Source organism: Blautia sp. aa_0143, from assembly GCF_004167315.1.
GTDB classification, from domain to species: domain Bacteria; phylum Bacillota; class Clostridia; order Lachnospirales; family Lachnospiraceae; genus Blautia_A; species Blautia_A fusiformis.
Genome location: NZ_RCXU01000011.1, coordinates 22,515 through 48,544, shown reverse-complemented (window position 1 = coordinate 48,544; position 26,030 = coordinate 22,515). Strand labels below are relative to the sequence as shown.

Annotated in this window: 23 protein-coding genes; 1 reads left to right on the top strand and 22 read right to left on the bottom strand. The window is 45.1% G+C overall.

Translation table 11 applies throughout. The annotated features are described in order from the left end of the window. The first annotated feature begins 58 nt into the window (after positions 1–58). Entirely contained in the window at positions 59–1,375 is a 1,317-nt protein-coding gene (gene pdxR, locus EAI83_RS07060) for a MocR-like pyridoxine biosynthesis transcription factor PdxR (protein ID WP_059085642.1), read from the top strand. Here the strand turns inward: pdxR and EAI83_RS07055 are convergent. The 22 genes from EAI83_RS07055 to EAI83_RS06950 form a co-directional block, all read right to left on the bottom strand. Next, positions 1,372–2,013: a precorrin-8X methylmutase gene (locus EAI83_RS07055; protein ID WP_015524817.1), complete on the bottom strand. Its 642-nt coding sequence runs from the start codon at positions 2,011–2,013 to the stop codon at positions 1,372–1,374. The two genes, pdxR and EAI83_RS07055, sit on opposite strands and share 4 nt — an antisense overlap. Before the next feature lie 2 nt (positions 2,014–2,015). Then, positions 2,016–3,536: a cobyric acid synthase gene (locus tag EAI83_RS07050; RefSeq protein ID WP_021650563.1), complete on the bottom strand. Its 1,521-nt coding sequence runs from the start codon at positions 3,534–3,536 to the stop codon at positions 2,016–2,018. Next, positions 3,521–4,573, bottom strand: coding sequence for a threonine-phosphate decarboxylase CobD (cobD, locus tag EAI83_RS07045; RefSeq protein WP_118608822.1), 1,053 nt, complete (start codon positions 4,571–4,573; stop codon positions 3,521–3,523). Before cobD ends, EAI83_RS07050 begins: the two co-directional genes overlap by 16 nt. 27 nt (positions 4,574–4,600) lie before the next feature. After that, positions 4,601–5,578: an adenosylcobinamide-phosphate synthase CbiB gene (gene cbiB, locus EAI83_RS07040; protein ID WP_021650564.1), complete on the bottom strand. Its 978-nt coding sequence runs from the start codon at positions 5,576–5,578 to the stop codon at positions 4,601–4,603. Continuing rightward, complete coding sequence (locus tag EAI83_RS07035; RefSeq protein WP_129974872.1) at positions 5,565–6,968, bottom strand: cobyrinate a,c-diamide synthase; 1,404 nt, start codon at positions 6,966–6,968, stop codon at positions 5,565–5,567. Before EAI83_RS07035 ends, cbiB begins: the two co-directional genes overlap by 14 nt. Next, positions 6,969–8,942 (bottom strand): precorrin-6A reductase, encoded by a 1,974-nt coding sequence (cobK, locus tag EAI83_RS07030; RefSeq protein ID WP_129974869.1) that lies wholly within the window; start codon positions 8,940–8,942, stop codon positions 6,969–6,971. Continuing rightward, complete coding sequence (gene cobJ / locus EAI83_RS07025) at positions 8,935–9,666, bottom strand: precorrin-3B C(17)-methyltransferase (RefSeq protein ID WP_021650567.1); 732 nt, start codon at positions 9,664–9,666, stop codon at positions 8,935–8,937. Before cobJ ends, cobK begins: the two co-directional genes overlap by 8 nt. Beyond that, a complete protein-coding gene (locus EAI83_RS07020) occupies positions 9,659–10,747 on the bottom strand; it encodes a cobalt-precorrin 5A hydrolase (protein ID WP_129974867.1) in 1,089 nt (362 codons plus the stop codon). Before EAI83_RS07020 ends, cobJ begins: the two co-directional genes overlap by 8 nt. 3 nt (positions 10,748–10,750) lie before the next feature. Beyond that, positions 10,751–11,509 carry a precorrin-4 C(11)-methyltransferase gene (gene cobM, locus EAI83_RS07015; RefSeq protein WP_015524810.1) on the bottom strand — a complete coding sequence of 253 codons (759 nt, stop codon included), beginning with the start codon at positions 11,507–11,509 and terminating at the stop codon, positions 10,751–10,753. Positions 11,510–11,512: 3 nt separating this feature from the next. Further along, positions 11,513–12,214 (bottom strand): precorrin-2 C(20)-methyltransferase, encoded by a 702-nt coding sequence (gene cobI / locus EAI83_RS07010; protein ID WP_015524809.1) that lies wholly within the window; start codon positions 12,212–12,214, stop codon positions 11,513–11,515. Positions 12,215–12,308: 94 nt separating this feature from the next. Beyond that, on the bottom strand, positions 12,309–13,538 hold the full coding sequence (gene cbiD, locus EAI83_RS07005) for a cobalt-precorrin-5B (C(1))-methyltransferase CbiD (RefSeq protein WP_129974865.1): 1,230 nt from the start codon (positions 13,536–13,538) through the stop codon (positions 12,309–12,311). A gap of 19 nt (positions 13,539–13,557) precedes the next feature. Continuing rightward, positions 13,558–14,898: an MATE family efflux transporter gene (locus tag EAI83_RS07000; RefSeq protein WP_129974863.1), complete on the bottom strand. Its 1,341-nt coding sequence runs from the start codon at positions 14,896–14,898 to the stop codon at positions 13,558–13,560. Positions 14,899–15,115: 217 nt separating this feature from the next. Then, positions 15,116–16,705: an AAA family ATPase gene (locus EAI83_RS06995; protein WP_059085634.1), complete on the bottom strand. Its 1,590-nt coding sequence runs from the start codon at positions 16,703–16,705 to the stop codon at positions 15,116–15,118. A gap of 177 nt (positions 16,706–16,882) precedes the next feature. After that, entirely contained in the window at positions 16,883–17,380 is a 498-nt protein-coding gene (locus EAI83_RS06990) for a hypothetical protein (protein ID WP_059085633.1), read from the bottom strand. A 3-nt stretch (positions 17,381–17,383) separates the two neighbouring features. Beyond that, the gene (locus EAI83_RS06985; protein WP_059085632.1) at positions 17,384–17,899 is read right to left on the bottom strand and encodes a GNAT family N-acetyltransferase; all 516 of its coding nucleotides are present in this window, start codon (positions 17,897–17,899) and stop codon (positions 17,384–17,386) included. Positions 17,900–17,914: 15 nt separating this feature from the next. Next, the gene (gloA2, locus tag EAI83_RS06980; protein WP_059085631.1) at positions 17,915–18,298 is read right to left on the bottom strand and encodes an SMU1112c/YaeR family gloxylase I-like metalloprotein; all 384 of its coding nucleotides are present in this window, start codon (positions 18,296–18,298) and stop codon (positions 17,915–17,917) included. Positions 18,299–18,919: 621 nt separating this feature from the next. Next, complete coding sequence (locus EAI83_RS06975; RefSeq protein ID WP_059085630.1) at positions 18,920–20,197, bottom strand: ATP-grasp domain-containing protein; 1,278 nt, start codon at positions 20,195–20,197, stop codon at positions 18,920–18,922. Next, entirely contained in the window at positions 20,181–21,137 is a 957-nt protein-coding gene (locus tag EAI83_RS06970; protein WP_059085629.1) for a hypothetical protein, read from the bottom strand. The genes EAI83_RS06975 and EAI83_RS06970 overlap by 17 nt, the downstream gene beginning before the upstream one ends. 15 nt (positions 21,138–21,152) lie before the next feature. Continuing rightward, entirely contained in the window at positions 21,153–22,346 is a 1,194-nt protein-coding gene (locus EAI83_RS06965; protein ID WP_059085628.1) for an ATP-binding protein, read from the bottom strand. A 5-nt stretch (positions 22,347–22,351) separates the two neighbouring features. Next, positions 22,352–23,455, bottom strand: coding sequence for a DegT/DnrJ/EryC1/StrS family aminotransferase (locus EAI83_RS06960; RefSeq protein ID WP_059085627.1), 1,104 nt, complete (start codon positions 23,453–23,455; stop codon positions 22,352–22,354). Between the two features lie 45 nt (positions 23,456–23,500). Then, positions 23,501–24,940: a lipopolysaccharide biosynthesis protein gene (locus EAI83_RS06955; protein WP_059085626.1), complete on the bottom strand. Its 1,440-nt coding sequence runs from the start codon at positions 24,938–24,940 to the stop codon at positions 23,501–23,503. A 144-nt stretch (positions 24,941–25,084) separates the two neighbouring features. After that, positions 25,085–26,029 (bottom strand): glycosyltransferase, encoded by a 945-nt coding sequence (locus EAI83_RS06950; protein ID WP_129974861.1) that lies wholly within the window; start codon positions 26,027–26,029, stop codon positions 25,085–25,087. Between the last annotated feature and the right edge of the window lies 1 nt (position 26,030).

The window sequence follows — 26,030 nt, the reverse complement described above, 5'->3', positions numbered from 1 at the left end:
ATTATAGAATGAACTGTCAGGTTTACGCAATCATTTTTGGAAGGAAATCATCATACTTATGTTAAATATATCTGCAGAACACAAAAAAGAACACCTTTATCTGGAGGTTTATCACTATTACCGGAAGCTGATCCTGGAAGGCCGTCTCCTTCCCGGAAGCAAAATGCCCTCCCTCCGCAAATGCGCCCAGGAGCTGAAGCTGAGCCGTACCACCATCGAAAATGCCTATCTTCTGCTGGCAGCAGACGGCTATATCATCGCCAGGGCACAGAGCGGCTATTATGTCACCGGCATTGCTTCCAAGCAGCATCTGCTTACCCCCGAAAAACAGGATAAGGATATCACGCCCTGCCTTTATGATTTTGCCTCTTCCGGTGTTGACCGGGAAAGCTTCCGTTTTGATCTGTGGCAGCGTTACATCAAAAGCGCCCTCCGCCAGGGCGACCGTATGCTTTCTTATGGCGAACCCCAGGGCGAAAGCGATTTCCGGGAGGTTCTCGCAGACTATATCCGGGAACGCAGAAATGTGATCTGCTCCCCGGATGACATTGTAGTAGGGGCCGGTCTCCAGCCCCTTCTCCAGATCCTCTGCCCTCTGATCCATGAACGGAAAACCGTTTCGTTCCCCACACCGTCCTTCACCACATGCAGCACCATCTTTCAGGATTACGGCTTTGATGTCCATTACCGGGACAAAAGCTGCGATGTGATCTATGTTTCTCCTGCTCACATGACGAAATGGGGCGAGATCATGCCGGTAAAACGACGCCTGGAGCTGATCCGTCATGCGGAGATCGATGACCATCTGATCATTGAGGATGATTTCGAAAACGAATTTGTTTATTTCCAGAAACCGACGCCTTCACTTTTCGGTCTTGCAGGTGGTGAAAACGTTGTCTATATCGGTTCCTTTTCCAGGCTGCTGCTGCCCTCCATCCGTGTCAGCTTCATGGTACTGCCACGCTCTCTCCGGGAAAAATATACAAAAAAAGCAGCCTTTTATAATCAGACTGCTTCCAAGGCAGAACAGATCGCGCTCTGCCAGTTTATCCGCGACGGGCATCTGGCTTCTCAGACAAGAAAGCTCCGCCGCCTTTATTCCCAGAAGCTGAAGGCTCTTTCCCAGGCTGTCCGGGAAACCTTCGGCCAGGACTGCCAGATCCAAACAGGAGCCGCAGGAACCAGCCTTGCCCTTACTCTTCCCTGTTCTCTCACAGGCAGTGAACTGACAGACAGAGCCCGGAACCGTGGTCTGGGACTGGAGGTTCTCAGAGAAAACGGAGCCGAGGTCACCCTGGTCCTCTCCTGCTCCTCCATTCCATCCAAGGATTTTCTGCCTGCCTGTCAGCTTCTGAAGGAGGTTACCGGCTCCTAATCTCTCCGGTTATCGATCATGTAGAGCAGGGCATTTACAATGCACGCAGCAATGTTGCTTCCACCCTTGCGTCCTTTTGCCACAATATAAGGCACATCTGCGTGCATGATCAGCTCCTTGGACTGCACAACATTCACAAAACCTACCGGCACACCGATGATCAGCTCAGGAGAAAGCTTTCCGTTCTCAATAAGCTCATAAAGACGTACCAGTGCGGTAGGTGCGTTTCCAATGGCAAAGATCAGCTTTTTATCCATCTCTGCTGCCTTGTCCATGCTGGCTGTGGCTCTGGTAGTCCCGTTCTTTTTTGCAAGGGCAGCCACATCCTCATCGGACATGAAGCAGTAAGCCTCACCGCCGTAGCGGGCAAGTGCACGCTTGTTGATCCCAGCCTTTGCCATCTGGGTATCTGTGACGATGCAGGCGCCATTGCGGATGGCGTCCATGGCCATCTCCACTGCCCCCTCCGAGAAGCAGAGATTTTTTGCATAATCAAAATCTGCGCTTGTGTGGATGCAGCGTTTTACGATCAGCTCTGTTCCCGGAATCAGGGGAGTATCCCCCAGCTCTTCTGTGATGATCTCAAAGCTTCTTTTTTCGATCTCCATGGGTTTTACATTTTCAAGCTCAACTTTCATTTCTATTCTTCCTCCGTAATCCCGTTTTCCAGTATCTCATAGATTTTTTTCATATCCAGATGCTTCCGCAGCTCTGCAGCCAGGATATCATACTGCTGTTCCTTAAATGCCGCAAAATCCACGCCTGTCATATTTTCCACATCAATACCTTTTTTCTCGCCGATCACGCGGATGATCGCCTCTGCAGATGCTTCCTTATCGAAAACGCCGTGGATATAGGTTCCGCACACATTTCCCGCAAAAGCACCCTCTTCTTTTTTCTTACCGCTGACGCTGTCTGTGATCTTCGTGGCTGTTCCTGCATTGTCCTTCAGGATGCTTTCGCCCATATGGATCTCATAGCCCTCGATCTCCGCACCGGAAAGAGGAGCAAACACACCGGACAGCTGACCGAAATGCCCCTGCACCCTGGTCCTGGTTTTCTTTTCGGCAAATACCGTTTCCATGGGAAGAAGTCCCATTCCTTTCATGGAACCGCCATTTTCAACTCCATGAGGGTCGCTTAAGGTTTCACCCAGCATCTGATAGCCACCGCAGACACCAAAGATCAGCTTGCCTCTGGAGGCTTCCTTAAGAACCGCTGCCTCCATTCCGCTTTCCCGCATCCAGATCAGATCACCCATGGTGTTCTTAGTTCCAGGAAGGATGATCATGTCCGGAGAGTGAAGATCTCTCGGGTGTTTTACATAGCGGAGAGAAACTCCGGGAATGCTCTCAAAAGGATTAAAATCCGTAAAGTTGGAGATCCTTGGTGTACGGACCACTGCGATATCAATGACACCGGCTTCCTGCTTCCGGTCAAAACGCTCCGTCAGGCTGTCCTCATCCTCCACCTGGATATCCAGATAAGGCGCCACACCCACCACCGGGATCCCGCTTCTTTCCTCAAGCATGACAACACCAGGGTCCAGAATAGTCTTATCTCCGCGGAATTTGTTGATGATCAGCCCCTTTACCATAGCCTTCTCATCGTCCTCCAGAAGCTCTACCGTACCGATCAGCTGGGCAAAAACACCTCCACGGTCAATATCTCCCACAAGAAGGACCGGTGCCTTGGCCATCTTTGCCATACCCATATTTACAATATCCTCATCCTTGAGATTGATCTCGGCAGGACTTCCCGCACCTTCGATGACAATGATATCGTTTTCCGCTGCAAGAGCGTTGTACGCCTTCATCACATCCGGAACCAGGGTCTTCTTATATTTGAAATAATCCCTGGCACTCATGGTTCCAAGAACCTCTCCGTTTACGATCACCTGGGAGCCTACATCATTGGTAGGCTTCAGAAGAATGGGATTCATCAGGACAGACGGCCGGATCCCGGCTGCCTCTGCCTGCATGACCTGAGCCCGTCCCATCTCAAGACCATCCTCTGTGATAAAGGAATTCAGTGCCATATTTTGTGATTTAAAAGGAGCCACACGATATCCATCCTGCTTAAAGATCCTGCAAAGTCCCGCAGCCAGCAGGCTTTTTCCGGCATTGGACATGGTTCCCTGTACCATTATTGCTTTTGCCATAATATACCTCCCTCAAGTACTTCGATCAGTTTTACATTTTCTTCATGGCGCTTTACCGCGATCCGGTAATACCCCCTTGTAAGACCCGGATAATTGCTGCAGTCACGGATCAGGATCCGCTTGCGCAGACAGAAGTCAAAGAGCTCCTCCGGTCCTTTAAAGAAAATATAATTTGCTTCCGACGGAAATACTTTATACCCAATGCGGACCAGCTCATCCTTCAGCCACTGTGCCTCCCGAAAAACAAGCTGTCTTCCCTCCTCTACATATTCCGTCTCTGTAAGTGCCTGGATCCCGGCTGCCTGGGCCATGGTGGAAACATTCCATGGCTGAACGCAGAGCTCCATCCTTTCCATCAGCTTTCTGTCAGAACAGAGGCCATAGCCCAGCCGCACACCGGCCATGGCATATCTTTTTGTAAATGCTTTCAGGATAAAAAGATTATTGAACCCGGAAAGAGAATGCTTCAGAGAATACTCTTCCGGTTCCTTTACAAAATCAAGGAAACACTCATCTACCACCAGCAGGATATCCAGCTTTCTGCATTTTTCCAGGATCCTTTTCAGAAGCCTGTGGGGGATCAGCATGCCGGTAGGATTGTTGGGGTTACATAAGAAAGCCATATCCAGTCCCTTATGGAGGATATCCAGATATGCTTCACTGAGCACAAAACCGTCATTTTCCGTCAGCATGTAATATTCCAGCTCACAGCCAGTGCTGGCCAGAGCCTGTCCGTATTCCGCAAAAGTAGGCGCCGGGATCAGAGCCCGCTTTGGCTTTACTGCATGACAAAGCGTAAAGATCACTTCTGCCGCTCCATTACCGCATATTACCTCTTCCGCTTTTACCCCTTCTGATTCTGCGATTCTTTCCCTGAGAACGCCGCATCCTACCTGGGGATACTGTGCAATATGATCCAGACTGTGGATAATGGCCTGCTTCACACTTTCCGGTGTTCCCAAAGGATTCAGATTTGCCGAAAAATCCAGGCAGTCTTTATGTTTATATACGTCTCCTCCATGTATGTGTTTTGTCATTGGTCATTCTCCTGTCTGTATTTATTGTTACCTTAATAGCCCGAACCGGATCCCCGCACTGAGCAGTCCAAATACAACCACACCCAGTATGGATGCCGCGTACATCAGCCGGTTAGCCCTTTTGATATCCTCCGGCTCCACCGGGCGGATCGGATCCCCGATCGTGGGTTTTTCATATAATTTCCCGAAATAATATGCATTTCCCGCAAGCTGTACATCCAGCGCTCCGGCCATGGCAGCCTCTGTCTGAGCAGAGTTGGGGCTTGCATGATTTCTCCGGTCACGTTTGTAGATCTTTGCCGCGTTTTTTGTATCCATTCCTGTAAAAACAGTTCCTGCCACCATCAGCCATCCGGAGATCCTGGCAGGGATATAATTGGCCACATCATCCAGCTTTGCCGCAATACGGCCGAAATAAAGATATTTGTCATTTTTATATCCAAGCATGGAATCCATGGTATTGATACCCTTGTACAAAAACATCAGCGGCACCCCGCCGATAGCCATATAAAGCATGGGGGCGATCACGCCGTCGGATGCATTTTCCGCAACGGTTTCCACGGCAGCCTTTGTCACGCCGGTTTCCGTAAGTTCTCTGGTATCACGGCCTACGATCATGGACACCGCATAGCGTGCCTCGTCCAGAGTTCCGTTTTTCAGCCGGTCATAAACCTTCATACTCTCATCTTTCAGGGAACGAGTGGCAAGAAGCTGATAGCACCAGAAAACCTCCAGCACAAATCCGGCCACCGGCAGATACCGGTAAAGATAATAGAGCACCAGAAGCGGCACCCCGCCGCTGAACAAACAGACAAGCACTACGATCAGAAAGCCTCCTGTCAGCTCACCGCCGTGATTTTTCGGAAAAATCTTTCGGATCACCTTTTCCAGCACTGCGATCAGATTGCCGATGACACAGATCGGATGATAAAGCCATCTGGGATCTCCGATCAGAAGATCCAGCACAAATCCTATGGCCAGTGCAGGAAGACTATATTTCAGCATCTTTTTTCTGCCTCCGTTCCTTCTTATATTCCAGTGCGTTCTTCAGAAAGCGTGCCGGAACCCTGGGATTTCCGTAATAATAAAGATGCGGAAATCCTGCCATCAGCCTGCCCCGGTCATGGATACAATCCCATCCTCTTTTGGATGCCGGCTTTGCCGCATGAAAATCCTCTCCGCAATCTGTGGAATCAAAATAATGGAATTCATGAGCCGGGATCTCACCAAGTCCGGTATCCTGTTTTTCCGTAAGGGTGATATAGCCGAACCGGTTCAGCTTCGGTGTCCGGTAAGCCCTTCCAGGGATCACCCCGCAGACTCTGCGCTGCTTTCCTTCCATATCCTCCATCTCCTGATGAAGATACATGAATCCGCCACATTCTGCCAGACAGGGCATTCCGTCCAGGATAACTTCCCGGATCCGGGTGCACATTTCCTGATTTTCTTCCAGCGCCTCCCCGTTTAATTCCGGGTAACCGCCGCTTAAAAGAAGCCCGTCCAGATCCTCCGGAAGCTCTCTGTCATGAATGGGGGAAAAACGTACCAGCTCCGCTCCCATCTGCTCCAGAAGATTGAAATTATCCGCATAGAAAAAGCAGAAGGCTTCATCATCCGCCACACCGATCCGCACCTTTTCCTCTGTACGGTATCCGAAGGCAGTATCCTTCTGTATCAGCATTTCCGTCTCCGGTGCCGCAAGCTCCGGTGCTTCCCCTGCAAGCTCCAGAATCCCATCGATATCCAAGGTTTTCTCTAGTACCTCGGAAAGCTTCTGCAGACGGCTTTTCAGCTCCGGGATCTCCTCCGGAAGCACCAGCCCCAGATGACGGCTTTCGATCACACAGTCCTCCACCTTCGGAACATATCCCAGCACCTTTACGGAAAGCTCCTCTTCCAGAAGCTTCTTCATCCTGGGATACAGCATGGGAGACATCTGGTTAAAGATCACGCCGCAGATATGACTGTCCTTTTTGTATTCCAGAAAGCCCTTTACATAGGCAGCCAGGGAAACACTCATACCACGGCTGTTTACGATCAGGATCACCGGTGTATCTGTAGTGGAGGCCAGATCATAGGCGCTGGCTCTGGAGGTGATCCCTCCTACACCGTCATAATACCCCATGACTCCCTCCATCACTGCGATCTCACAGTCCGATGCGTTCTTTGCCAGAAGATACCGGGTTCTGTCTCCATCTGTAAAAAACGTATCCAGGTTTCGGGATCTTGTACCGATCACACGGCTGTGGAACATGGGATCTATGTAATCCGGGCCGCATTTAAAAGAATCCACCTTAAGGCCACGGTTCACCAGCGCCTGAAGCAGCCCGCAGGTGATCAGGGTTTTTCCGCTTCCGCTGGCACCTGCCGCAAGAAGTATTCTCGGGATCTTCACCTAAATCTCCTCCCCTCTTCCGCTGCAGGAAATGATATAGATCGGATTCTCACCCATCATCATATGATACCTTCCGATAGATTTGGATCTTGCCGCAGACAGCTGTACGATATCCACATCCGTCAGGCTGAAATCTCGTATGGCATTCATGGCTTCCGTCACCGTCTCCAAGGTGATGCAGTTGATCACGATCCGTACTTTTGGATTTTTGTCCAGAAGAAGCCGGATGATCTCATTCATATTTCCGGAAGACCCGCCGATAAAGGCATGTGTCGGAACAGGCAGTTCCACCATCGCTTCCGGTGCAGTACCTGGCACGATCTCCAGATTGTCTGTGGCAAATTTCCGCCTGTTCTCCTTCAGAAGAGCAAGGGCATCTTCCTTTTTCTCGATGGCATAGACCTGCCCCTTCCAGGCACGAAGCGCCATCTCAACAGAAACCGAACCTGTGCCCGCTCCCACATCATAGCAGACAGAATCCTCCTGAAGACGAAGCTTGGACAGAGAAACCGTACGCACCTCTTCCTTTGTCATAGGCGCCTTCCCACGGAGAAATTCCTCATCACAGATTCCGTGAACTGCGGGCAAAGGTAGTGCCTTTTCATTGCACGCAGTTACCACGCTTAACGCATCTCCCCGGTATTCTGTAAGCTCTGCCGCACTGGCATGAAAGATCTTTTCATTTTCGTAGGAAAGATTTTCGCCCACATAGAGGGTCACATCACCCATTCCATACGCAACCAGACGAGAAGCCAGACGAGCTACCCCATCCTCTGTTCCCAGAATGGAAAAAACCTTGGGGTTATGCCGGATCAGGGCAATCAGATTGCAGTCTCTTCCATGAGCGCTGACGATCCTGGCATCATCCCAGGAAAGACCGATCTTCGCCATAAAATAAACAACGGAAGAAATCCCGCAGATCACCTGGACATCGCCATCCAGAAGATCCATCAGCTTCCTTGCGCCGCTGTAGAAGCCCACATCGCCGGAAAGGGCAATGGCTACGGTACGGTACTGTGGATGTGTCTTGATATACTCCACGATCTTATCACTGCGGTACTCATGGAGAACCATCTGCCCCGGCCTCTGCACGGCATCTGTCATACGCTTTGCACCGATCAGAAGCTCCGCCTCATCAAAGGCCTTCTTTCCTTCCAAGGTCAGTGTTTTTTCTGCACCCATGCCGATGCCTACAAGAGAAACCCTCTGTGACAGGGTAAGGCCGAACAGCTTTGCCAGAAATACCCTTGCTTCCGGCAGGGACAGCCCCTCCTCCTGCAATGGTCTTCCGATGATCACAGGTGTGACGCCGCAGCGCTGACAGGCCTCCATCTTTTCCGGGAATCCACCTGCCAGACCGGTATCCTTGGTGACCAGATAGCTGCACTGAAACTGTCGAAGCATGGCTTCGTTGATCTCTGTAGAAAATGGCCCCTGCATACCGATGAGATGCTTTCCTTCGATTCCCAGCTCCGCACAGGAGCTGATCACGGAAGGGATGGACAGCACCCGGGCAAAAAGCCGCTCCTGGTAATCCGGAATCACTGTAAATTTAGACAGCTCCTTGCTTCCTGTGGTAAGAAAAATGTTCCCCTCTGTACCGGAAAGAAACTCTGCCGCCTTCTCCGTGCTTTCTACATAGATGGCTTCCCTGTTCTTCTCCCCCTCCGGGCGAAGGACACGCTGATAGCGGATGCTTCCGTTCTCACAGGCAGTCCGGATATTTTTTGTCACCTCTGCTGCATAGGGATGAGTGGCGTCCAGAACGATCTCCGGCGCTTCCCTCCGGAAAAGCTCCTCCATATCTTCGGTTTTCAGCCTTCCGGCGCTGACATGGAGAAATTCATTTTCCTTCAGAAGCGAGCCACCATATTCCGTGGCTGCACAGGCATAGACCGGAACATGATTTTCCGCAAGGAACTCACAGAGTGCATAGCCCTCGGTGGTCCCTGCAAAAACAATGGCTTTATACATTCTTATATCCCCTTGGTGTTACCATCTTGCCGTTTACATTCTTAGTCTGTGAATTTCCCACAAAAACGGTAGTAAACATATCCACTTCTGTATCACGGAGCTCCTTCAGTGTCATGACCTGTGCAGTCTCGCCGTCACGTGCGATCTGGGCAACCGTGCCGCAGACAGTATCCGGGGACTTGTATTTCATCATCAGATCACAAGCCTTCTGAAGATAATCCTTACGTTTTCTGCTGGACGGATTGTAAAGGCATACCACAAAATCCGCCTGTGCTGCTGCCAGAAGCCTTGCCTCGATCTTCTCCCACGGAGTCAGAAGATCACTTAAGCTGATCAGGCAGAAGTCATGGATCAGCGGTGCACCCAGCACTGCGGCGCCGCCTGTGGCTGCTGTCACACCTGGGATAATGGTCAGCTCCACATCCGGATAGTTTTCTCCCACCTCATACATCAGACCTGCCATGCCATAGACACCGGCGTCACCACTGCAGATCATGGAAACGGTTTTTCCTTTTTTTGCCTCGTCAAAAGCAAGTACACAGCGGTCTACCTCTTTTTTCATCGGTGTGGTCATGAACTCTTTGCCTGCAAAATACTCCTTTACAAGATCCACATACACCGTGTAACCGATGATCACATCACTTTCATTTAATGCACGGATCGCTCTTCCAGTCATCTGGTCATACGCACCCGGGCCAATTCCTACAACATAAATCTTACTCAAAACGTATCCTCCGATTTCCGGCTGCAAGGGCGGTGGTCACACCGTCCCGGCCTGTTTTTTTTCTGATCAGTGTACCCTGTCCGCAACCCAGAACCGCGCTTCTCTCACAGACATTCTCTACACCTGTTATCTTTTTTACAAATTGTGACGGGGTAAATTCACCCTGCACTGCCTTCAGCTCTTCCTCTGTAAAGGTCAGAAACGGAAGTTGCCAGGCTTCTGCCAGAGAAAGAAGTCCCACCTCTTCCTTCTTCAGATCGATACTGGCAATAACTCTCAGTGATTCTCTGTAAACATCCGATTCCTTCAGACATTCCTCTGCCGCCTTCCGGATGGAGGCTGCATCCTTTCCCCTGCGGCAGCCCATTCCCAGAGCTGCGGAGGGCGGCACCACATGGACTGTATTTTTAAAGGGCAGGCAGCCTCTGTGGATCGTCACCGCAATACCTGTTTCCGGTGCCTCACCGGCTATCTCACCCTTCTCCGGATCCGCTGTAGCTGAGGGCCTTCCGTCCTTCCCGCAAAGCACCAGACCCTCCGGCAGCTCCCCGTCCCATGGAAACTCACTGTAAAAGCCAATGCTCTCTCCAGCAAGAAGGGCCGCAGAAGCCTCCTTTGCAGCCTTCATATGAAAAATAGCACAGCCATTCTTTTTTGCAAAAACATCCACTGCAAAACGGCTGTGAAGATCTGTGGCTGTTGTCACAACCGGCACCGCCTTAAGATATCCGGCACAGCGAAGAGCCAGCTCATTGGCTCCGCCCAGATGTCCGGAAAGAAGAGCAATGACAAATTTTCCGCATTCATCGATCACCAGCACAGCCGGATCCGTCTTTTTTCCGGCAATGTAAGGTGCGATACTGCGCACTGCGATCCCGCAGGCGCCAACAAAGATCACGCCCTCTTTTCCTGCCTGGAACTGTTCCCCTGCCCACTGGGAGGTGGAAACAGAGATCGGATCCGGAAGGTACCGGCTCTTTTTTGCAAGGGTGACATTCTCACCCTCTTTTTCCAGAGCCCTCTGAAGCCTTTCCCCTGTCTCCAGCCCTGTCATACTGAAGCAAATGATGGAAATGTTCATATTTTATTTCGTAGCCTCACGGAACTCTGTGGTAAAGCCCGGATCATACAGCTTGGATCTGTCATAGCTTGCAGCATTGACCGCATCGCCTACCAGCATAAGAGCTGTTTTTGTGATCTTGTTCTCTTTTGCTGTCTGCGCCAGAGTACCCACTGTACAGATAAACTTCTTCTCATCGGGCCAGGTTGCCTTGTAGACGATGGCAGCCGGTGTATCCTCACGGTATCCGCCCTCCACCAGTCTGCGGCTCAGCTCCTCCAGCATACCTGTACTGAGGAAAATAACCATAGTCGCATTATGAGCGGCAAAGGACTGAATACTCTCTTTTGCCGGCACCGGTGTCCTTCCCTCCATTCTTGTGATGATCACACTCTGGGAAATATCCGGAAGTGTATACTCCAGGTTCAGTGCAGATGCAGCTCCGCAGAAGGCACTGACACCCGGGCAGGAATCATAGGGGATTCCCTTTTCATCCAGGATATCCATCTGCTCACGGATCGCACCATAGATACATGGATCGCCGGTGTGGAGACGAACGGTCATCTTACCCTCAGCCTCTGCTCTCTCCATAACAGAGATCACTTCCTCAAGGGTCATCTTTGCACTGTTATGGATGGTGCACACATCCTTGGAATACTCCAGAAGCTGGGGATTTACAAGAGATCCCGCATAGATGATCACATCTGCCTCTTCCAGATACTGTTTACCTCTTACTGTGATAAGATCCGGTGCTCCCGGACCTGCTCCTACAAAATGTACCATAATCTATTCCTCTCTTCTGTCTTTGTTTTCTTTGATAATGATCAGGGAATAATATCCTGCATCCTCAGGGATCTCCTCCACGGTCCGGTAGATCTTTTCATCCGGCATTCCGCAGTTTTCGATCATCATGGCCTCTGCCCCCTGGGAAAGAAGCTCCGCCTTCACATCCTTCATCTTCTTTCCGGCCTTCATAAGGACCTTGGTACCGGAAAGCTTCAGCGCATCCTCGATCTGATAGGAAGCCGGGATCACGTGAAGAGGCTCTGCCTTCTCCACAAGTCCGGTGTTCAGACGGGCGGAAACTGCACAGAAGGATGTGATGCCACAGACTATCTCCGTCTCATAGCCCTGAGCCACAAGTCTGTGATGGATATAGAGATATGTGGAATACACGGTAGGATCTCCCAGTGTGAGAAATACCACGTCTTTCCCCTGGTCCAGGACAGCCTTGACTTTATCTGCTCCTGCATCGTGATAGCTCTTCAGCACCTCCGGATCCTTGGACATTGGAAAAGGAACTGCAAGAAGCTCCTTCTTTCCAAGCTCCGGATAAGCCCCCTCCACGATCTTAAACGCTACCGTATCCTCCGGAACCTGTCCCGGAAGTGCGATCACCTCTGCCTCCTTTACAAGACGAAGTGCTTTTAAGGTAAGAAGCTCCGGATCTCCCGGTCCTACACCTACACCATATAATTTACCTGCCATATTTCTTTCCTCCTAACTATATTTTCCAGACAGGATAAAACCTGTCTGTTATTTATATCAAATTTTGTCCCCGGATCAAAAATCTCCATCCGGATCAGGGTTTCACGCATGAAATATCATCCACCCCGACTGCCTGCTCCTGTATCTTATGGATCAGCTCCTCTGCATCCCGGGTCTGCCCCAGCAGTCCGTATACATTGGAAAACACCACAGCACCCAGAAGGATCTGCTCATAGGATCTGTGGTCCAGATAAAACTGGATCTTCTCCATGACCACAGCCATAGTCTCTTTCAGGATACCATAGCTGTCAAGAACAGCCAGCGCCTCATCGGTAGTCCCCGCCTCCAGGATCTCTCTGGCACATTCCAGAGAGCCCCCTGCACGGATGGCACTTGCACAGAGAACCTCCATCCTTCCGTCAGCACAGTGGGAATGGGTATTCATGATCCCGGCGGCAACCTTTACAAACTTACCGATATGAGCCACAAAAAGAATGCCCTTTACGCCCATATCAATGGCCATGTCAATGGTCTCTCCTACATAATTGCTGCACTTGATATTGTTCTCAAAGGGAATGGACATATGCTCCCTGAGATAATCCGCACCGTAATTCCCCGGTGTCACCAGGATATAGTTTTCTCCCTGGCAGAAATGCTGCTTCATCTCCACATGGATGCTTTCGATCAGAGCCTTCTCACTCATGGGCTCTACGATCCCGCTGGTTCCAAGTATGGAGATCCCGCCAAGAATGCCAAGACGGGGATTAAAGGTTTTCTTCGCGATCTCCTCCCCCTGGGGAACGGATACGGTAAGCTTCAAACCGCCCTCGTAGTCATATTCCTGGGCCGCCTCTTCAGCTTCCCGCAGGATCATGGCTCTGGGAACCGGATTGATCGCCGCCTCGCCCACGTTCTGGGAAAGTCCCGGCTTGGTGACACGCCCCACACCGACCCCTCCGTCCAGGATGATCTGAGGCCGGGATCTCTCTGTTTTCTGCTGCTGCCCGGCCTGTTCTGCCGCTGAAATAGAAAACTTCTCCGCTTTTACATAGACCAGGATCCCGTTGGTGGTATCCGGATCATCCCCTGCATCCTTCTGTACCGCACAGGAGACATAGGTTTCGCCCCGGGTAATATCGTGAAGCTGTAATGTGAGGGTGATCCCCTTTGGGGTATCAAGCTCTACCTCGGAAAGAGTCTCTCCCGAGAGCAGCATCCGGACTGCACCCCTGGCTGCCCCGGCTGCACAGGAGCCTGTTGTGTAGCCATAACGGAGGCGCTTGTTGTTTTTTATGACATACTGGTCTTCCAGTCCATTCTTCATATATACGATGCCCTCCTTTTCAGATTACCTTGTGCTCCAGCCATTTGCGGCTGTGGAAACGCCAGGTAAAAATGATCCCACGAACAGTCCAGTCTGCAAACATTCCGATCCAGACACCCATAGGCCCGAAGCCCAGGACACGGATCAGGAAAACACAGAGACAGAACCTGCATGCCCACATGGTACAGCAGGAGGTGATCATAGAAAACTTCACATCACCGGCTGCACGAAGACCATACCCCGGCACGAACGCCATTGTCCATACCACAGGCTTTACGATGGTGATCCATGTAATCATGTGGATGCACATTTCTGCACTGGTACGCTCCATTCCGCCAAGGATCGTCACCGGTCTGACCAAAATATACACGATCAGACAGCTTACGATAATAACTGCCTCTGCAATGACACAGAGTTTTTTTATGTAATAGACCGCCTCATCCTTGCGGCCAGCACCAAGACACTGGCCTACGATGGTCATAAGGCCCACACCTACTCCGATGGCCGCGATACCATTCAGGTTCTCAAGGATATTGGTCATTGCCTGCGCTGCGATGGCTGCTGTTCCCAGTGTGGAAACCGTAGACTGGATGGCAAGCTTTCCAAGCTGAAACATACTGTTCTCAATTCCCGAAGGGATCCCAAGTCCCAGGATACGTCCGATCATGCTCCAGTCCGGGCGGATCTTCAGGTAATCCTTCACAACGACAGGCTGACGAGCCTTACGCAGCTGCCAGAGAACAACCACTGCACAGAAAATACGGGAAACCAGTGTGGAGATCGCCGCTCCTGCAACACCAAGGTGGAAAACCCAGATCAGAACCGCGTTTCCGCCAATGTTCATGATATTGGAGATCATGGAGATGGCCATAGGCCCCTTGGTATTCTCCTGGGCACGAAAGATCGAAGCCGCAGAATCATAAGCCGCAATAAAGGGGAATGACAGTGCCGTGAAAAAGAAATAAATTTCCGATGCACGCATAACATCCGCATCCACTGCACCGAAGATCAGCCTCAAAAGCGGCTTCTGAAAGATCAGACAGACTGCAGACACCACTACAGAGATCGCTGTGATGATAAAAAGCACCTGCCTGGCAGACATATTCGCCTTCTCATAATTCCTCTGTCCGATATACTGGGCACAGACAATGGCGCCTCCCGCTGCCAGCGCCGAAAAAGCCTGGATCAGAAGCACATTGATGGAATCCACCAGCGATACCGCAGAAAGAGCCGCAGATCCCACATTGCTGACCATCATGGTATCTGCGGTTCCCATTATCGAATTCAAAATCTGTTCCAGCACTACCGGCACCAGAAGATTACGGATCATCCGGTTGGTAAACATATGCTGCTGTTCCATTGTTACATCCTCCGCCTCACTTATTTATGACCTGACAAAGCAGAAAAAAATCGTCTGTATTTTATCAATCACACTTTCTCTGACATTATACCCTTTTCCCGCTCTTTTTCCAATATATTTTCTGTGTTTTTTGTACAAACTGCAAAATGCCGCAGGCGCGAAACCTGCGGCAGTCTTTGTATTTTGTGTTTTTTTATTATACAATTATGTTCCAAAGTCACTCTTTTTCATATTTTTCAATTAAACATTGATGTTCCTTGCTGGTTTTATCATAGTTAATCCCAACAAGCAGGATTTCACCTGTGTAATCCAGAATTGAAGAAGGATATTTTTTATCTTTAATCTGCCTCACGGCAGTCTGGGCATTTTGATTCCACTTCAGCTCTACGATCAACGCCGGATAAGAAGAACAGTACTCTATCTTCGGGATAAACACGAAATCAGCAAATCCACGGCCTGTCGGCAATTCCCGGACAGGTTTAAAATAGTACTGCATTGCACTTAAATATGCAATTGCCAAAACACTGCTCAACGAGTTCTCATTGTTATATTGAATGGAAGACGCATACTCGTTGTGGATTTTTTCAATCTGAGCAGCAACTTCTACTCCATCCATGTCCAACGTAGCATCAAGTAAATGTTCTGAATTTTTCTGGAATTCCAACATCTCATTCCACTGCTTACTTCCAACAGCAGCTGTAAGTTCTTGTCGAATCTCTTCGTTCGGCACGAAGGCAGTCTTTAATTTAGGGTTATATCCAAAATAGCCCAGGTGAATCATGTAGGTTAACACATCATCCTTACTTTTGATGCTTACCGTATCGTTCTTAAAGGTTGCTGTGTTTACTTTAACCTCTGCACCAGAGATCATTTCAATAATAGCTGTTTTCAAACCACCATAATTCATGTTGATCAGCGGAACAATGGCATCATAAGAAGCTGTTTCTGACCAATAGCTCTTAAATTCACCTCGAAGCATCACGCCGACAACTGCTCGTGGATTATAAACCTGATGACCATTCAGCAGATATCCATCATACCAACGCTTTACCTCATCGAAATCCTGATGATATTCTTCTGCCAGTTTCCGCACTTCATTCTCAGTAAAACCAACATACGGCGCGAGACTGCCTGGGCTCAGCATAGAAAACTCATCAAAATTATTCAGAGCTGACTGTGTTTTTTCCTTCTTTATGGGAAGAATACCTGTAAGGTACGCCAGTTGAATATACTTTGTAGGTTCTATTCCTTTGAACATTCCTCGCAGGAAATTTATATAATCTTCCTGTGCTTTTTTATTGGCCGCCTCATCACGAATCAGTACATCCCATTCATCAATGATAACAACAAACTTCTGTCCCACCTTATCTTTGATTCTTGAAAGTGCATCCGGCAAGCCAGATACTTCAAGTGGCAGAACATCCGGATAAACTTCCCGCAATTCATCCAGAACCGCCTCCGTGACATGCTTCACTATATTATCCGCATCATCACAGTTTGCCAGAAACCACTGAATATCGATATGGATCACATCATACTTGTTAAGATGCTTTTTGAAGTCGGCCTCCCTGCTTATCTGCAATCCAGAAAACATCTGCTCAGAATCTGCGCCTTTGCTATAATACGCAGCCAACATATTAGCTGCATAAGATTTTCCGAACCGGCGCGGCCGACTATTGCAGATATAAGCATTTGTTGTATCAAGAACACTGTTTGTGTACTCAATCAGGCCAGTCTTATCCACATATATTCTGGAGTTAAGAGCAACCTGAAATGCACTGTTGTCCGGGTTCACAAATCTTCCCATGCTATTCAGACTCCTTTCTGAAGCTGTTCCTCAAGCACGAGGTTACAACTCACCTGTTTTATTTTGATTTTATCATTTCATAGAGCAAATAACAAGTTGATGACTGCTTTACTTCGTGCAACATATGCAAATCCCACTCGAACAGTACGCTCTTTCCCGGTTCTGTCAACCATTATTTCATTTTGATCTCGCTGTTATACGAACATCTGCTGATCCTTCTTCTGTTGGGGCATTCCTCCAACGCTTCATCGCTCTGTACCTCCGCTGCCGCTCGGCTCCAACACTGATCTTATCTGCCGGTGCTGTACCTGGAAAATACACACCCTTTTTGTACGGAAGATATGAAGTAACAGAGGACCTGGACAGGCCAAGAGCATTTGCAGTTGAAAGGACAGCAGCTTTATGATCCTGTGTTTTTCTGAAATCATCAAAGGTCACCTGCACCTTCTCCGCCATATCCGATACATACACACCGGCCGTGATAAGCAGCTTCCGAACCTTGATCGGATTCAACCCCAGCTCATCTGCAATAGCCTGCAAAGACATCCCCGCTTCATAAAGCACAACAGCCGGATCCATCAGCTCCTTAAGGATCTTCCCGGCATCATACTCCGGCTTTGATTTCCTGCGACCACCTCCGGGCTTTCTTGGTTTATACGCTCTTTTCTCACCCATAGATTACAAAACCAGCTCATACATTTTGAAGGTCATCTCGCCAACCACCTCATAAAAAAGTGTCTTTGTCTGGATATACCGAAAACCCAGTTTCTGATACAGACCTTCCGCTGCTGTATTGTTCTCGATCACATCAAGCCTCAGCGCTTTCTTTCCGGCTTTTCTTTCCGATCCTACAATGTGCTCCATCAAATTCCGGGCCAGACCCTTACCACGCTGCTCCGGATGCACTGCCAGAACATGAACGACCATAACCTCATCCGAATCGATCTGCCACGGCACATCTGCGTAGCCATCCACCTTTTCATCATTAACTATCGCACAGGCCGCAATCTCGCTGCCATCTGCCAGAACATACAGCTCTTCCTTACCAATACTGTTACGTAGCATTTCATCAGAAGGATGGATACCCTTCTTCCAATGTGGAAACGATGGATCACCCTGCTCCTGGTCGATCAGCTCCCAGTACAGAGATTTTATGTTGTCAAAATCCTCTTTTACTCCCTTACGAAATATCATTTGTTCCATCTCCCCTTACTCATGCAGTTCCAGCGGCAGTCCGTCCGGGTCATGAAAAAACGTCATCTTCTTACCGGTAAAATCATCCACACGGATCGGCTCACATTCGATCCCGACCTCCGCCAGCTCTTTCACCGTCTGCTCCACACTCTCCACACAGAAAGCAAGATGACGCAAACCACAAGCCTCCGGACGGCTCACCCGTTTCGGTGGATTTGGTTCTGCAAAAATCTCCAGCTCCGTGTGCTCATCCACACGCAGATCCAGCTTCCAGTCCCTGCGCTCTGAACGATAGTTTTCTCTGATAACGGAGAAGCCAAGCTTGTTTACGTAGAAATCTTTGGCGGCTTCGTAGTTGGATACGATGATTGCGATGTGGTGTATTTTAGATAAATTCATTTTTTGTACTCCTTTTTAGTTTATCTTATTTTCGTTATAAACTATATAGTGGTTTTTAAAATATACCGTGTGTGCTTTAGTTCTGAAGGAGCATGTGTTTCACACACGGTAATTTTACAAGAAATACAGATTATTCTCAATTTTTATTTTGTAAGTGCCTGAACCCCCTGGGGGCACTAATCCTTCGTCCTCTGGATTCCCTGGTCGCATTTGCTTTTTTATAGTCGCTGATTGTCAAGGTAGTTGTCAGTAAAAATATATTTTTTTATTCGTGCAGGTCATCAGATATTGCTCTGTACCTGATCACCATCATTTTGAATGAATAGATTTTTATGAAACAGCCATCTGTTCATCAGCTTTTTCGGATTGTTCGTGTACCCTTTCCGGGTTCAGATATACAATATCCGGAAGACTCCAGTCACGGGTTGCACGTCCATTCCAGCGTTCTGGATGCTCCGCTTTAGCAGCTTCGTATACTTCTTTACGCTTAGACAGGGTAGTACAAATAAAGCTGCAGTTTCTGCAAGAGCCTTTTCTTCGCTGTAATTCTTTTTTAAGTTTTCTACATTCTTTCCCAGAACCCTTGAGTTCGCGGTTAAACCGGGAAAGGCTTCCGAATTTTTACCTCAGGTTGCCGTCACCCCACTTAAGAATTTCACTTGTAACAAGTCTATCATAAATCATATCATTTCCCATGTCATCTATTATCTGCAGCTTACTATAAGCTTCGTCCACATCATTTTTTAATTGCTCAACTGATTCACTACTGAAAGCAAATACACATATCTTATCTAGTATCGCTTTATCAGCCTTACATTGTTCTCCAACTCTTCCATGAAGCAATGCCAATGTACAATCGGGCATTTTTGCGATTTCTTCAAGACCTTGAATTTTTGCAATCGTACCTTCCTTCGCAAAAACATTGACCGTTACACACTTCATATTTTCATTAATTCCTATATGCGAAACATCATGTGTATTTCCACACAATGCATAGAAAATAAATATGTCCAGAAAATTAACAGGACCTCTCTTTTGTGTGTAATAATATTGATGTGCGCCCTCCAAGCGATAACCACACTCGAAAAACACAAAATTCTGATTCTTATCTATGAATCCTGAAAAGAAAATGCACCCATTTTCAATTTTCATTCCTCGAATCATGGCTTCAATATTATCTTTTACTTTCGAATTGTAAGAAGATTGATATTTTTCAGGATACAGCCATGCTGTTTGTACCACTCTAGATCCATCATTATTTTGCGCGTTAACTGTGTCACAAGAGGTGAGTAATGTAAGGTTTCCATTTTCAGCTAAATAATAGAAGTCAACTTTATCCTCATCTTGAATATACTTTTCAATAATGACTCGTTTTTCCACAGAAAGATCATATGCATACTGATATGCTTTTTCGAGTTCTTCAAAACTATGCGCAATACTTATCCCAATCGATCCAGCTCGGTCTGTCGGCTTAACAATTACAGGATATTCATTAACCTCATCAATAGAACTATATTCTTTTACGACCGGAACACCGTACTTTCGGCAACACTCTTTAAATTTAATCTTGTCGCGGGTAATCTCCAACTGTTCATTATTTATATAACATGGAAAGTTTAGCCGCTCACAAAGCTTTATCATATTTTCAACTCGGAATTCGCTATACCCTGCTAATATACCATCTACCCCACTCTCGCGAGATAATTTTTCCAAGGTGTCTATATCAGACCAACTAATATCCCACGCTTCATCAGCTACATTCTTCGCAGGTGCTAATGTATAATCCGTATGATTATCTGTGACAATAACATAAATCCCATATTTTTGGGCGCGCTTAACAAGTGAAATCTCCCCTGCAGTGGCGCCTAAGATAAGCAATTTCTTACCTGTCAAGTTCATCTCTTATCACCTCCACCAAATATTTCATGTCCTCTATTCCGTACCGTTGATCCACTGGAATCGGCAGAATATCTGCCGCATAATGATATTCCAAACTATTTTCTGGACACTCTTCTAACACATTAGGCCACAAAGTCGGTATATAGACTTTTTCTTTCTGCAATTTCTTTCGCACCCTAAAACCATTATGAATCAAAAGCGGATACATAAATGCTCCATTGACACTTTTGAGTTTTAGTATATTTATATCTCGAAATTCTATGTTCAAAAAATCGAAATTTTTCTGTCGTTTTTTTGCCACCATTTCATAGTCAATCCCATGCAGAAGATTATCTGTTAAACGGGACATTTTTTTAACTGATTCCATTGCAAATAATTTGTTATTAGCTATATACTCGCTATAAAATTCATTCGCACTTCGTTCAAAACGTCCCAACAAAAAATGCATTCGTTCAAAAGATTCATCTTGTGGAATCTCCCGCATCATCTTCGTATTAGTATACAAAAATGCGCCATCTGAAACACCAAAATATTTTCGACAGGTATAAATCGTGTCAACATTTTTCGCAGGCATCTGAAAATAACTCTGTGCATTATCAACAATTACATGATTGTATTTCTGTTTCCACTTATTCAAACAATCATTATCAAGCTGACCGTAAAAATTCACTATATAAAGCCATTCGTCCCCACTTAGTATCCGATCAAAAACCGGTTCAAATCTCTCATCGATGTGGTAAAACTCATAATCGACTTTAATCTTCTTGCAAAGATCTGCCACGGAAGAACAAAGAAAATACGGTAAATACAGTTTTTTTACTCTCTTTGCCTCGCAAAGATATGCCAATGCGTTTCTACCACAGTTTAATGCAATAGCTTCCTCATGGAGCATCTTGCCATGACAACATTCAAGTTCTATGTATCCTCCGTATTCTTTCATTTATTTTCTCCTATCTCACTGAAGTTCAACAGTGATTAGCTCATTGACATGTTCCAATATCTTCTTCATCGTGGTTTCATCTGGGAACTTAAAGAATACAATACCCAAACATTTTGCAGCATTATCAAAATATTCCACTTCATCACCTAACTTTTTATACAAGTATTTCCGATAAATATAAGGTTCAATTTCCGGTGAGAACAAAATATCTTTATAGATTCCGTTTTTATTACTATGCAAATTATGAGTAGCATAAAATCCATTTGGCTCATGGATATTGCCTTTAATTGCTGCTCCCATGGCCGCTTTTACAGACATTTCTGCAATATCTACGCCAAACATATCTCCCAGTAAATCGGGAATCATATTTCCACCACTACGGGGGCCAACGTCAATAGGCCAGACACGATTACTCTTATCTACAACAAGCTCAACATTCATAGAACCATTACTGATTCTAAGTTTTTCCACCATTGAAGATAATGTCTCTTTAACATGTTGGATATCCTCATCCTCCAGTTGCAACGGATAGCTTTTGCCTACCGGAACCAACGGATTAACACAATTGTCTCTGTGACAGTTCAGCAACCCCCAAAGAACAATTTTCCCATTCTCAATAAAAACATCGCCACCAATCAAATAAGGATGCTTTTTTTCGATAAAATGCTCAACAATAATTCGATGGCACCGTGAGAAAGAAAAAGCAAAATCCAACGCGTTCTTCAGACCATCCTCTGTTTGCAACACTGTTGCACCTTTACTTCCAGAAGAATCCACTGGTTTAATGATAATTGGAAATTCAAAATTCTCCTTTTCTTTCAATGCATCTTCTGCTGAAGCATACCCTTTAGCTTTTGGAGTAGAAAACCCATTTTCTATAAGAAATTTACGAAATTGATCCTTATTGCATAAGGTTTCAACTGAATGATAAGGGGCTCCCGACAGACCAAGTTTTTCTGCAATATAGGCTGCTGTAGGTGCTGCTGGATCGGAGGCATAGGCTAACACACCATCAACCTGTTCATTTCGAGCCACTTCCAAAACGGCATCTTTGTCAGTCGTACTCACTAGATAAAACTTATCTGCTTCATATTGTCCAGGATTATCTGGAAGATAATCGCAAAGAACCGTATAATATCCGAGTTTTTGAGCAGTTTTAATTGCTACAATCTGTTGTGCAGAACCGCCTAATAATAATATTTTTTTCATTCACTTTACCCCAAAATCACATCACAAATTCTATCAACATCCTTCAAAGACAAATCTGCATACAACGGAAGAGTTAAAACACGCAATGCTATATGCTGAGCAATAGGTGTTTTTTCAGCTCCTGCAGTTGGGTAATTACGGTAACATTCAAAACTGTTTGTTAACGGATAAAAATACTTCCGCGCGCCGATGCCAACCTCTACTAACTTCTCAAAGATCTCATTTCTGGTATACTTATACCCATCAAACACTACAGGAAAATAAGCATAGTTGCTTTCAACATCTTTCTGAATTATAGACAACTTAATTCCTTCTACGCCCTCAAGACGGCTTCTATAGTGTTCTACAACATGCTTTCTTTTTTCAATTTCTTCATCAAGATGTTTCAGGTTACAGATACCCATTGCAGCCTGGAATTCATTCATCTTTGCATTGGCACCAACAAACTGAACTGACTCAGGGCCATGGATACCAAAATTTTTCATATCATTCAAAAGCTGAATCCAAGAGTCATCTTTAAAGCAAACGCATCCACCCTCAATGGTATTAAATACCTTGGTAGCGTGGAAACTAAACATAGATGCATCACCAAAGCAAGCTGAAGATTCTCCCTTATACTTTACCGCAAAAGCATGTGCAGCATCATAGATAACTTTCAGTCCATACTTTTTTGAAATTCGATTGATTTCTTCCACATCACACATATTTCCATAAACATGCACTGGAACAATTGCAACTGTATTATCTGTAATCAGATTTTCAAGTTTTTGAGTATCGATTGTATAATCATCTTCTTTGATGTCACAGAAAACAGGAACTAGTCCATTTCTCACAATAGCGTGCGTGGTAGAAGCAAATGTAAATGGAGTTGTAATAACTTCACCTCCCTTTGGCAGATTCAATGCAGCAATTGCATTTTCTAATGCCAAATGACCGTTTGTGTATAGAACAACATGAGAAATACCTAGATAGTTTTCCAGTTCTTTTTGCAATTCCTTATGTTTTACTCCCATATTAGTTAACCAATGGCTATTCCAAATTTCTTTGATTTCTTCACAATACTCTTCAAAAGAAGGCATAGATGACCTTGTAACTAAGATATTTGACATAATTTTTACCTCTTTTCATCAAGACAATAAAACTATTTGTTAGCTTCATTTTTTGTGTATAAGTGTCTTTGAAATTTCCAGCAAATATTCAAACGAATCCAAATGTAATAGCTTAGAACCAAATATGTAGATAAGAGCACCTGTAGGTACTTTGATCAGTAATGTTAAAGCGCTGGAAAATTCAAAAAAATTAATAAACGAAATAGCAATCCCCATAACTACCGCTAAAGTAACGGATGGAAAAATATCTATCATTTGTTCTTTGAAACTATAATTTAAAAGTTGTCTGTTTGGCCACGAATTTATGATCATACTTGTTATCATACTTACTAATAAGCTATAAGCCATTGCCATAACACCAAACCACATTGTAGATAAGAGTAAAATCATACCCACAATCTTTTTTGCAATTTCTAGTTTTAAAAACAAATCACTTCTCCCCATTGCTTTAATCGCATTAAGATTAGCCGTATGGATTGGATAGAACATATAGGTGATGCAAAAAATCTGTAAAAATGGAACGCATGGTAACCATTTTTCTGTTAAAACTAAATCTACAACTGATGTTGCGCAAAATGCCAGTCCCATCATAAGAGGTGCCATTATATATGTACTAATCTTAATGGCCCTCCTCGTCATATTTTTTACTCGTTCTCTATCATCTTGTTGTTTGGCCAATGTTGGAAGAAGAACACTGTCTATAGAAGTATTAATATTATTCACAATAACACTTGGTAATTTATCTCCTTGATTATAAAAAGCTAAATCTGCGGATGAATACATTTTTCCAATAACCAAGCTACGAATATTTGTATATACCGTGTCTAATAAAGCTGAAACAAGTATCTTCCAACCAAATGAAAGTAATTTTTTAAGCCGTTTCCATGAAAACAATTTTTTTGGACGCCATTTAACTGTAATCCACAATATAAAGGTATCAATTGTAGTATTTGACAACTGTTGTGCGACAATTGCCCATACTCCGGCACCAGCATAAGCCAAATAAATTCCTAAAATAGCCGAAAAAATAGTACCCCCTAATGTAGAATAAAAAAACTTCTTAAAGAGCATGTTTTTTGATACATAGGATTGCTGAATTCCTTTTACGCCAGAAATAATAATCGTTAGACTGATTACTCGAACAATAGGTGTAAGTGAAATATCCTCATAAAATTTTGCAATAAAAGGTGCGACAAAAAACATCCCGGCATATAGAACTAAACATACAATGAAGTTAAAATAAAATACAGATGAAAAGTCTAAATCATCTGAATCCTTTTTTTGAATTAAAGCAGTACCCAACCCACTATCCACAAACACTTGTAAAATTGTAGTGAACACAGTAATTAAAGCTATTTTCCCGTAATCTTCGGGAGCTAAAAGGCGTGCTAAAACAATAGAAACAACAAAGGTTATTAATTGTGCTCCACATCTCTCTGCAAATCGCCACACCATATTTGAAAAAACACTATTTTTAGTATTCATATATTTTTTACCAATTTGCTCAAAAACTAATTCTTATTATTTTTACATATAATCAAATATATTCTCTACATGTTGCTTCAGAATTAATTTGAAAAATCCCCTTCACTTTTACATTTTCCTAAGAACTTAATGTGTTCGAAACCTTTATATATTGTTTTTCTTCTTATAAATGACATATAGCGGTGATAATCTCCATTTGACAAATAGCTTAATTTTATCTATAAATGTATAATATTTTTTATAAAATTCAGTTTTAACTATTTGATCATATTTTTTAAATCTTACATAATGTGATATTATTTCTCGTTCTTTCAATAATTTTATATATGAAGCATATTTAAAATTTGTGTAATTATTATATAAATCAAAAAAAGTATTCATCTCTTCTACTAACTTTATACTTTTATTATAGTTATATAACTGTCCACCAAAAGAATTTGAATTGTTTACTCTATACACACACATCAAATCATCAATATATAATGCGGGGCCTTTATCAATCAAAAACATTCGTCTACTCCTGTCTCCTACAGGACACGGTAAGTCATAAACTGGATACTGATTTATATACTCTGTTCTCATTAACATTGAACAAGTTGCCGGCATCCCACCTGGCTCAATCAATACTTCTTCTATTGATAAAACTCCGGATTTTTTATACGGATGTCGTTTTTTCATTTTCCCAGTCTTATCATTTAATTCATAATTAGCATGTACACAAAATGAAGCTAACGGATTTTTCTCCATTAAGTCTACTTGTTTTTGCAGTTTATTATCATCACACCAATAATCATCCCCTTCACACAATGCAACATATTTACTTTTTGTTTCCATTATTACTTTTTGTGAAAAATAAGGAATTATATTCTTGCTATACTGATTTTCTTTTTCATAAATAATATTAAAATATCCAGGATATTTACGTTCATATTCATGTAAAATATTTGCTGTATTATCTGTCGAAGCATCATCTCTTATTATGTATTCAACTGGAAATGTAGTTTTTTGTTTTAAAAAACCATTTAATGTTTTTTCTATATATTTTTCGTGATTGTATGTCAGACATATTACCGTAACTAAATATTTCATA

Excerpts from the sequence above, each read along its gene's own strand:
- pdxR (WP_059085642.1), top strand. The coding sequence starts at position 59 with ATGTTAAATATATCTGCAGAACACAAAAAAGAACACCTTTATCTGGAG.
- EAI83_RS07055 (WP_015524817.1), bottom strand. The coding sequence starts at position 2,013 with ATGAAAGTTGAGCTTGAAAATGTAAAACCCATGGAGATCGAAAAAAGA.
- EAI83_RS07050 (WP_021650563.1), bottom strand. The coding sequence starts at position 3,536 with ATGGCAAAAGCAATAATGGTACAGGGAACCATGTCCAATGCCGGAAAA.
- cobD (WP_118608822.1), bottom strand. The coding sequence starts at position 4,573 with ATGACAAAACACATACATGGAGGAGACGTATATAAACATAAAGACTGC.
- cbiB (WP_021650564.1), bottom strand. The coding sequence starts at position 5,578 with ATGCTGAAATATAGTCTTCCTGCACTGGCCATAGGATTTGTGCTGGAT.
- cobK (WP_129974869.1), bottom strand. The coding sequence starts at position 8,942 with ATGTATAAAGCCATTGTTTTTGCAGGGACCACCGAGGGCTATGCACTC.
- EAI83_RS07020 (WP_129974867.1), bottom strand. The coding sequence starts at position 10,747 with ATGAACATTTCCATCATTTGCTTCAGTATGACAGGGCTGGAGACAGGG.
- cobM (WP_015524810.1), bottom strand. The coding sequence starts at position 11,509 with ATGGTACATTTTGTAGGAGCAGGTCCGGGAGCACCGGATCTTATCACA.
- cobI (WP_015524809.1), bottom strand. The coding sequence starts at position 12,214 with ATGGCAGGTAAATTATATGGTGTAGGTGTAGGACCGGGAGATCCGGAG.
- cbiD (WP_129974865.1), bottom strand. The coding sequence starts at position 13,538 with ATGAAGAATGGACTGGAAGACCAGTATGTCATAAAAAACAACAAGCGC.
- EAI83_RS07000 (WP_129974863.1), bottom strand. The coding sequence starts at position 14,898 with ATGGAACAGCAGCATATGTTTACCAACCGGATGATCCGTAATCTTCTG.
- EAI83_RS06995 (WP_059085634.1), bottom strand. The coding sequence starts at position 16,705 with ATGGGAAGATTTGTGAACCCGGACAACAGTGCATTTCAGGTTGCTCTT.
- EAI83_RS06990 (WP_059085633.1), bottom strand. The coding sequence starts at position 17,380 with ATGGGTGAGAAAAGAGCGTATAAACCAAGAAAGCCCGGAGGTGGTCGC.
- EAI83_RS06985 (WP_059085632.1), bottom strand. The coding sequence starts at position 17,899 with ATGATATTTCGTAAGGGAGTAAAAGAGGATTTTGACAACATAAAATCT.
- gloA2 (WP_059085631.1), bottom strand. The coding sequence starts at position 18,298 with ATGAATTTATCTAAAATACACCACATCGCAATCATCGTATCCAACTAC.
- EAI83_RS06975 (WP_059085630.1), bottom strand. The coding sequence starts at position 20,197 with ATGAACTTGACAGGTAAGAAATTGCTTATCTTAGGCGCCACTGCAGGG.
- EAI83_RS06970 (WP_059085629.1), bottom strand. The coding sequence starts at position 21,137 with ATGAAAGAATACGGAGGATACATAGAACTTGAATGTTGTCATGGCAAG.
- EAI83_RS06965 (WP_059085628.1), bottom strand. The coding sequence starts at position 22,346 with ATGAAAAAAATATTATTATTAGGCGGTTCTGCACAACAGATTGTAGCA.
- EAI83_RS06960 (WP_059085627.1), bottom strand. The coding sequence starts at position 23,455 with ATGTCAAATATCTTAGTTACAAGGTCATCTATGCCTTCTTTTGAAGAG.
- EAI83_RS06955 (WP_059085626.1), bottom strand. The coding sequence starts at position 24,940 with ATGAATACTAAAAATAGTGTTTTTTCAAATATGGTGTGGCGATTTGCA.
- EAI83_RS06950 (WP_129974861.1), bottom strand. The coding sequence starts at position 26,029 with ATGAAATATTTAGTTACGGTAATATGTCTGACATACAATCACGAAAAA.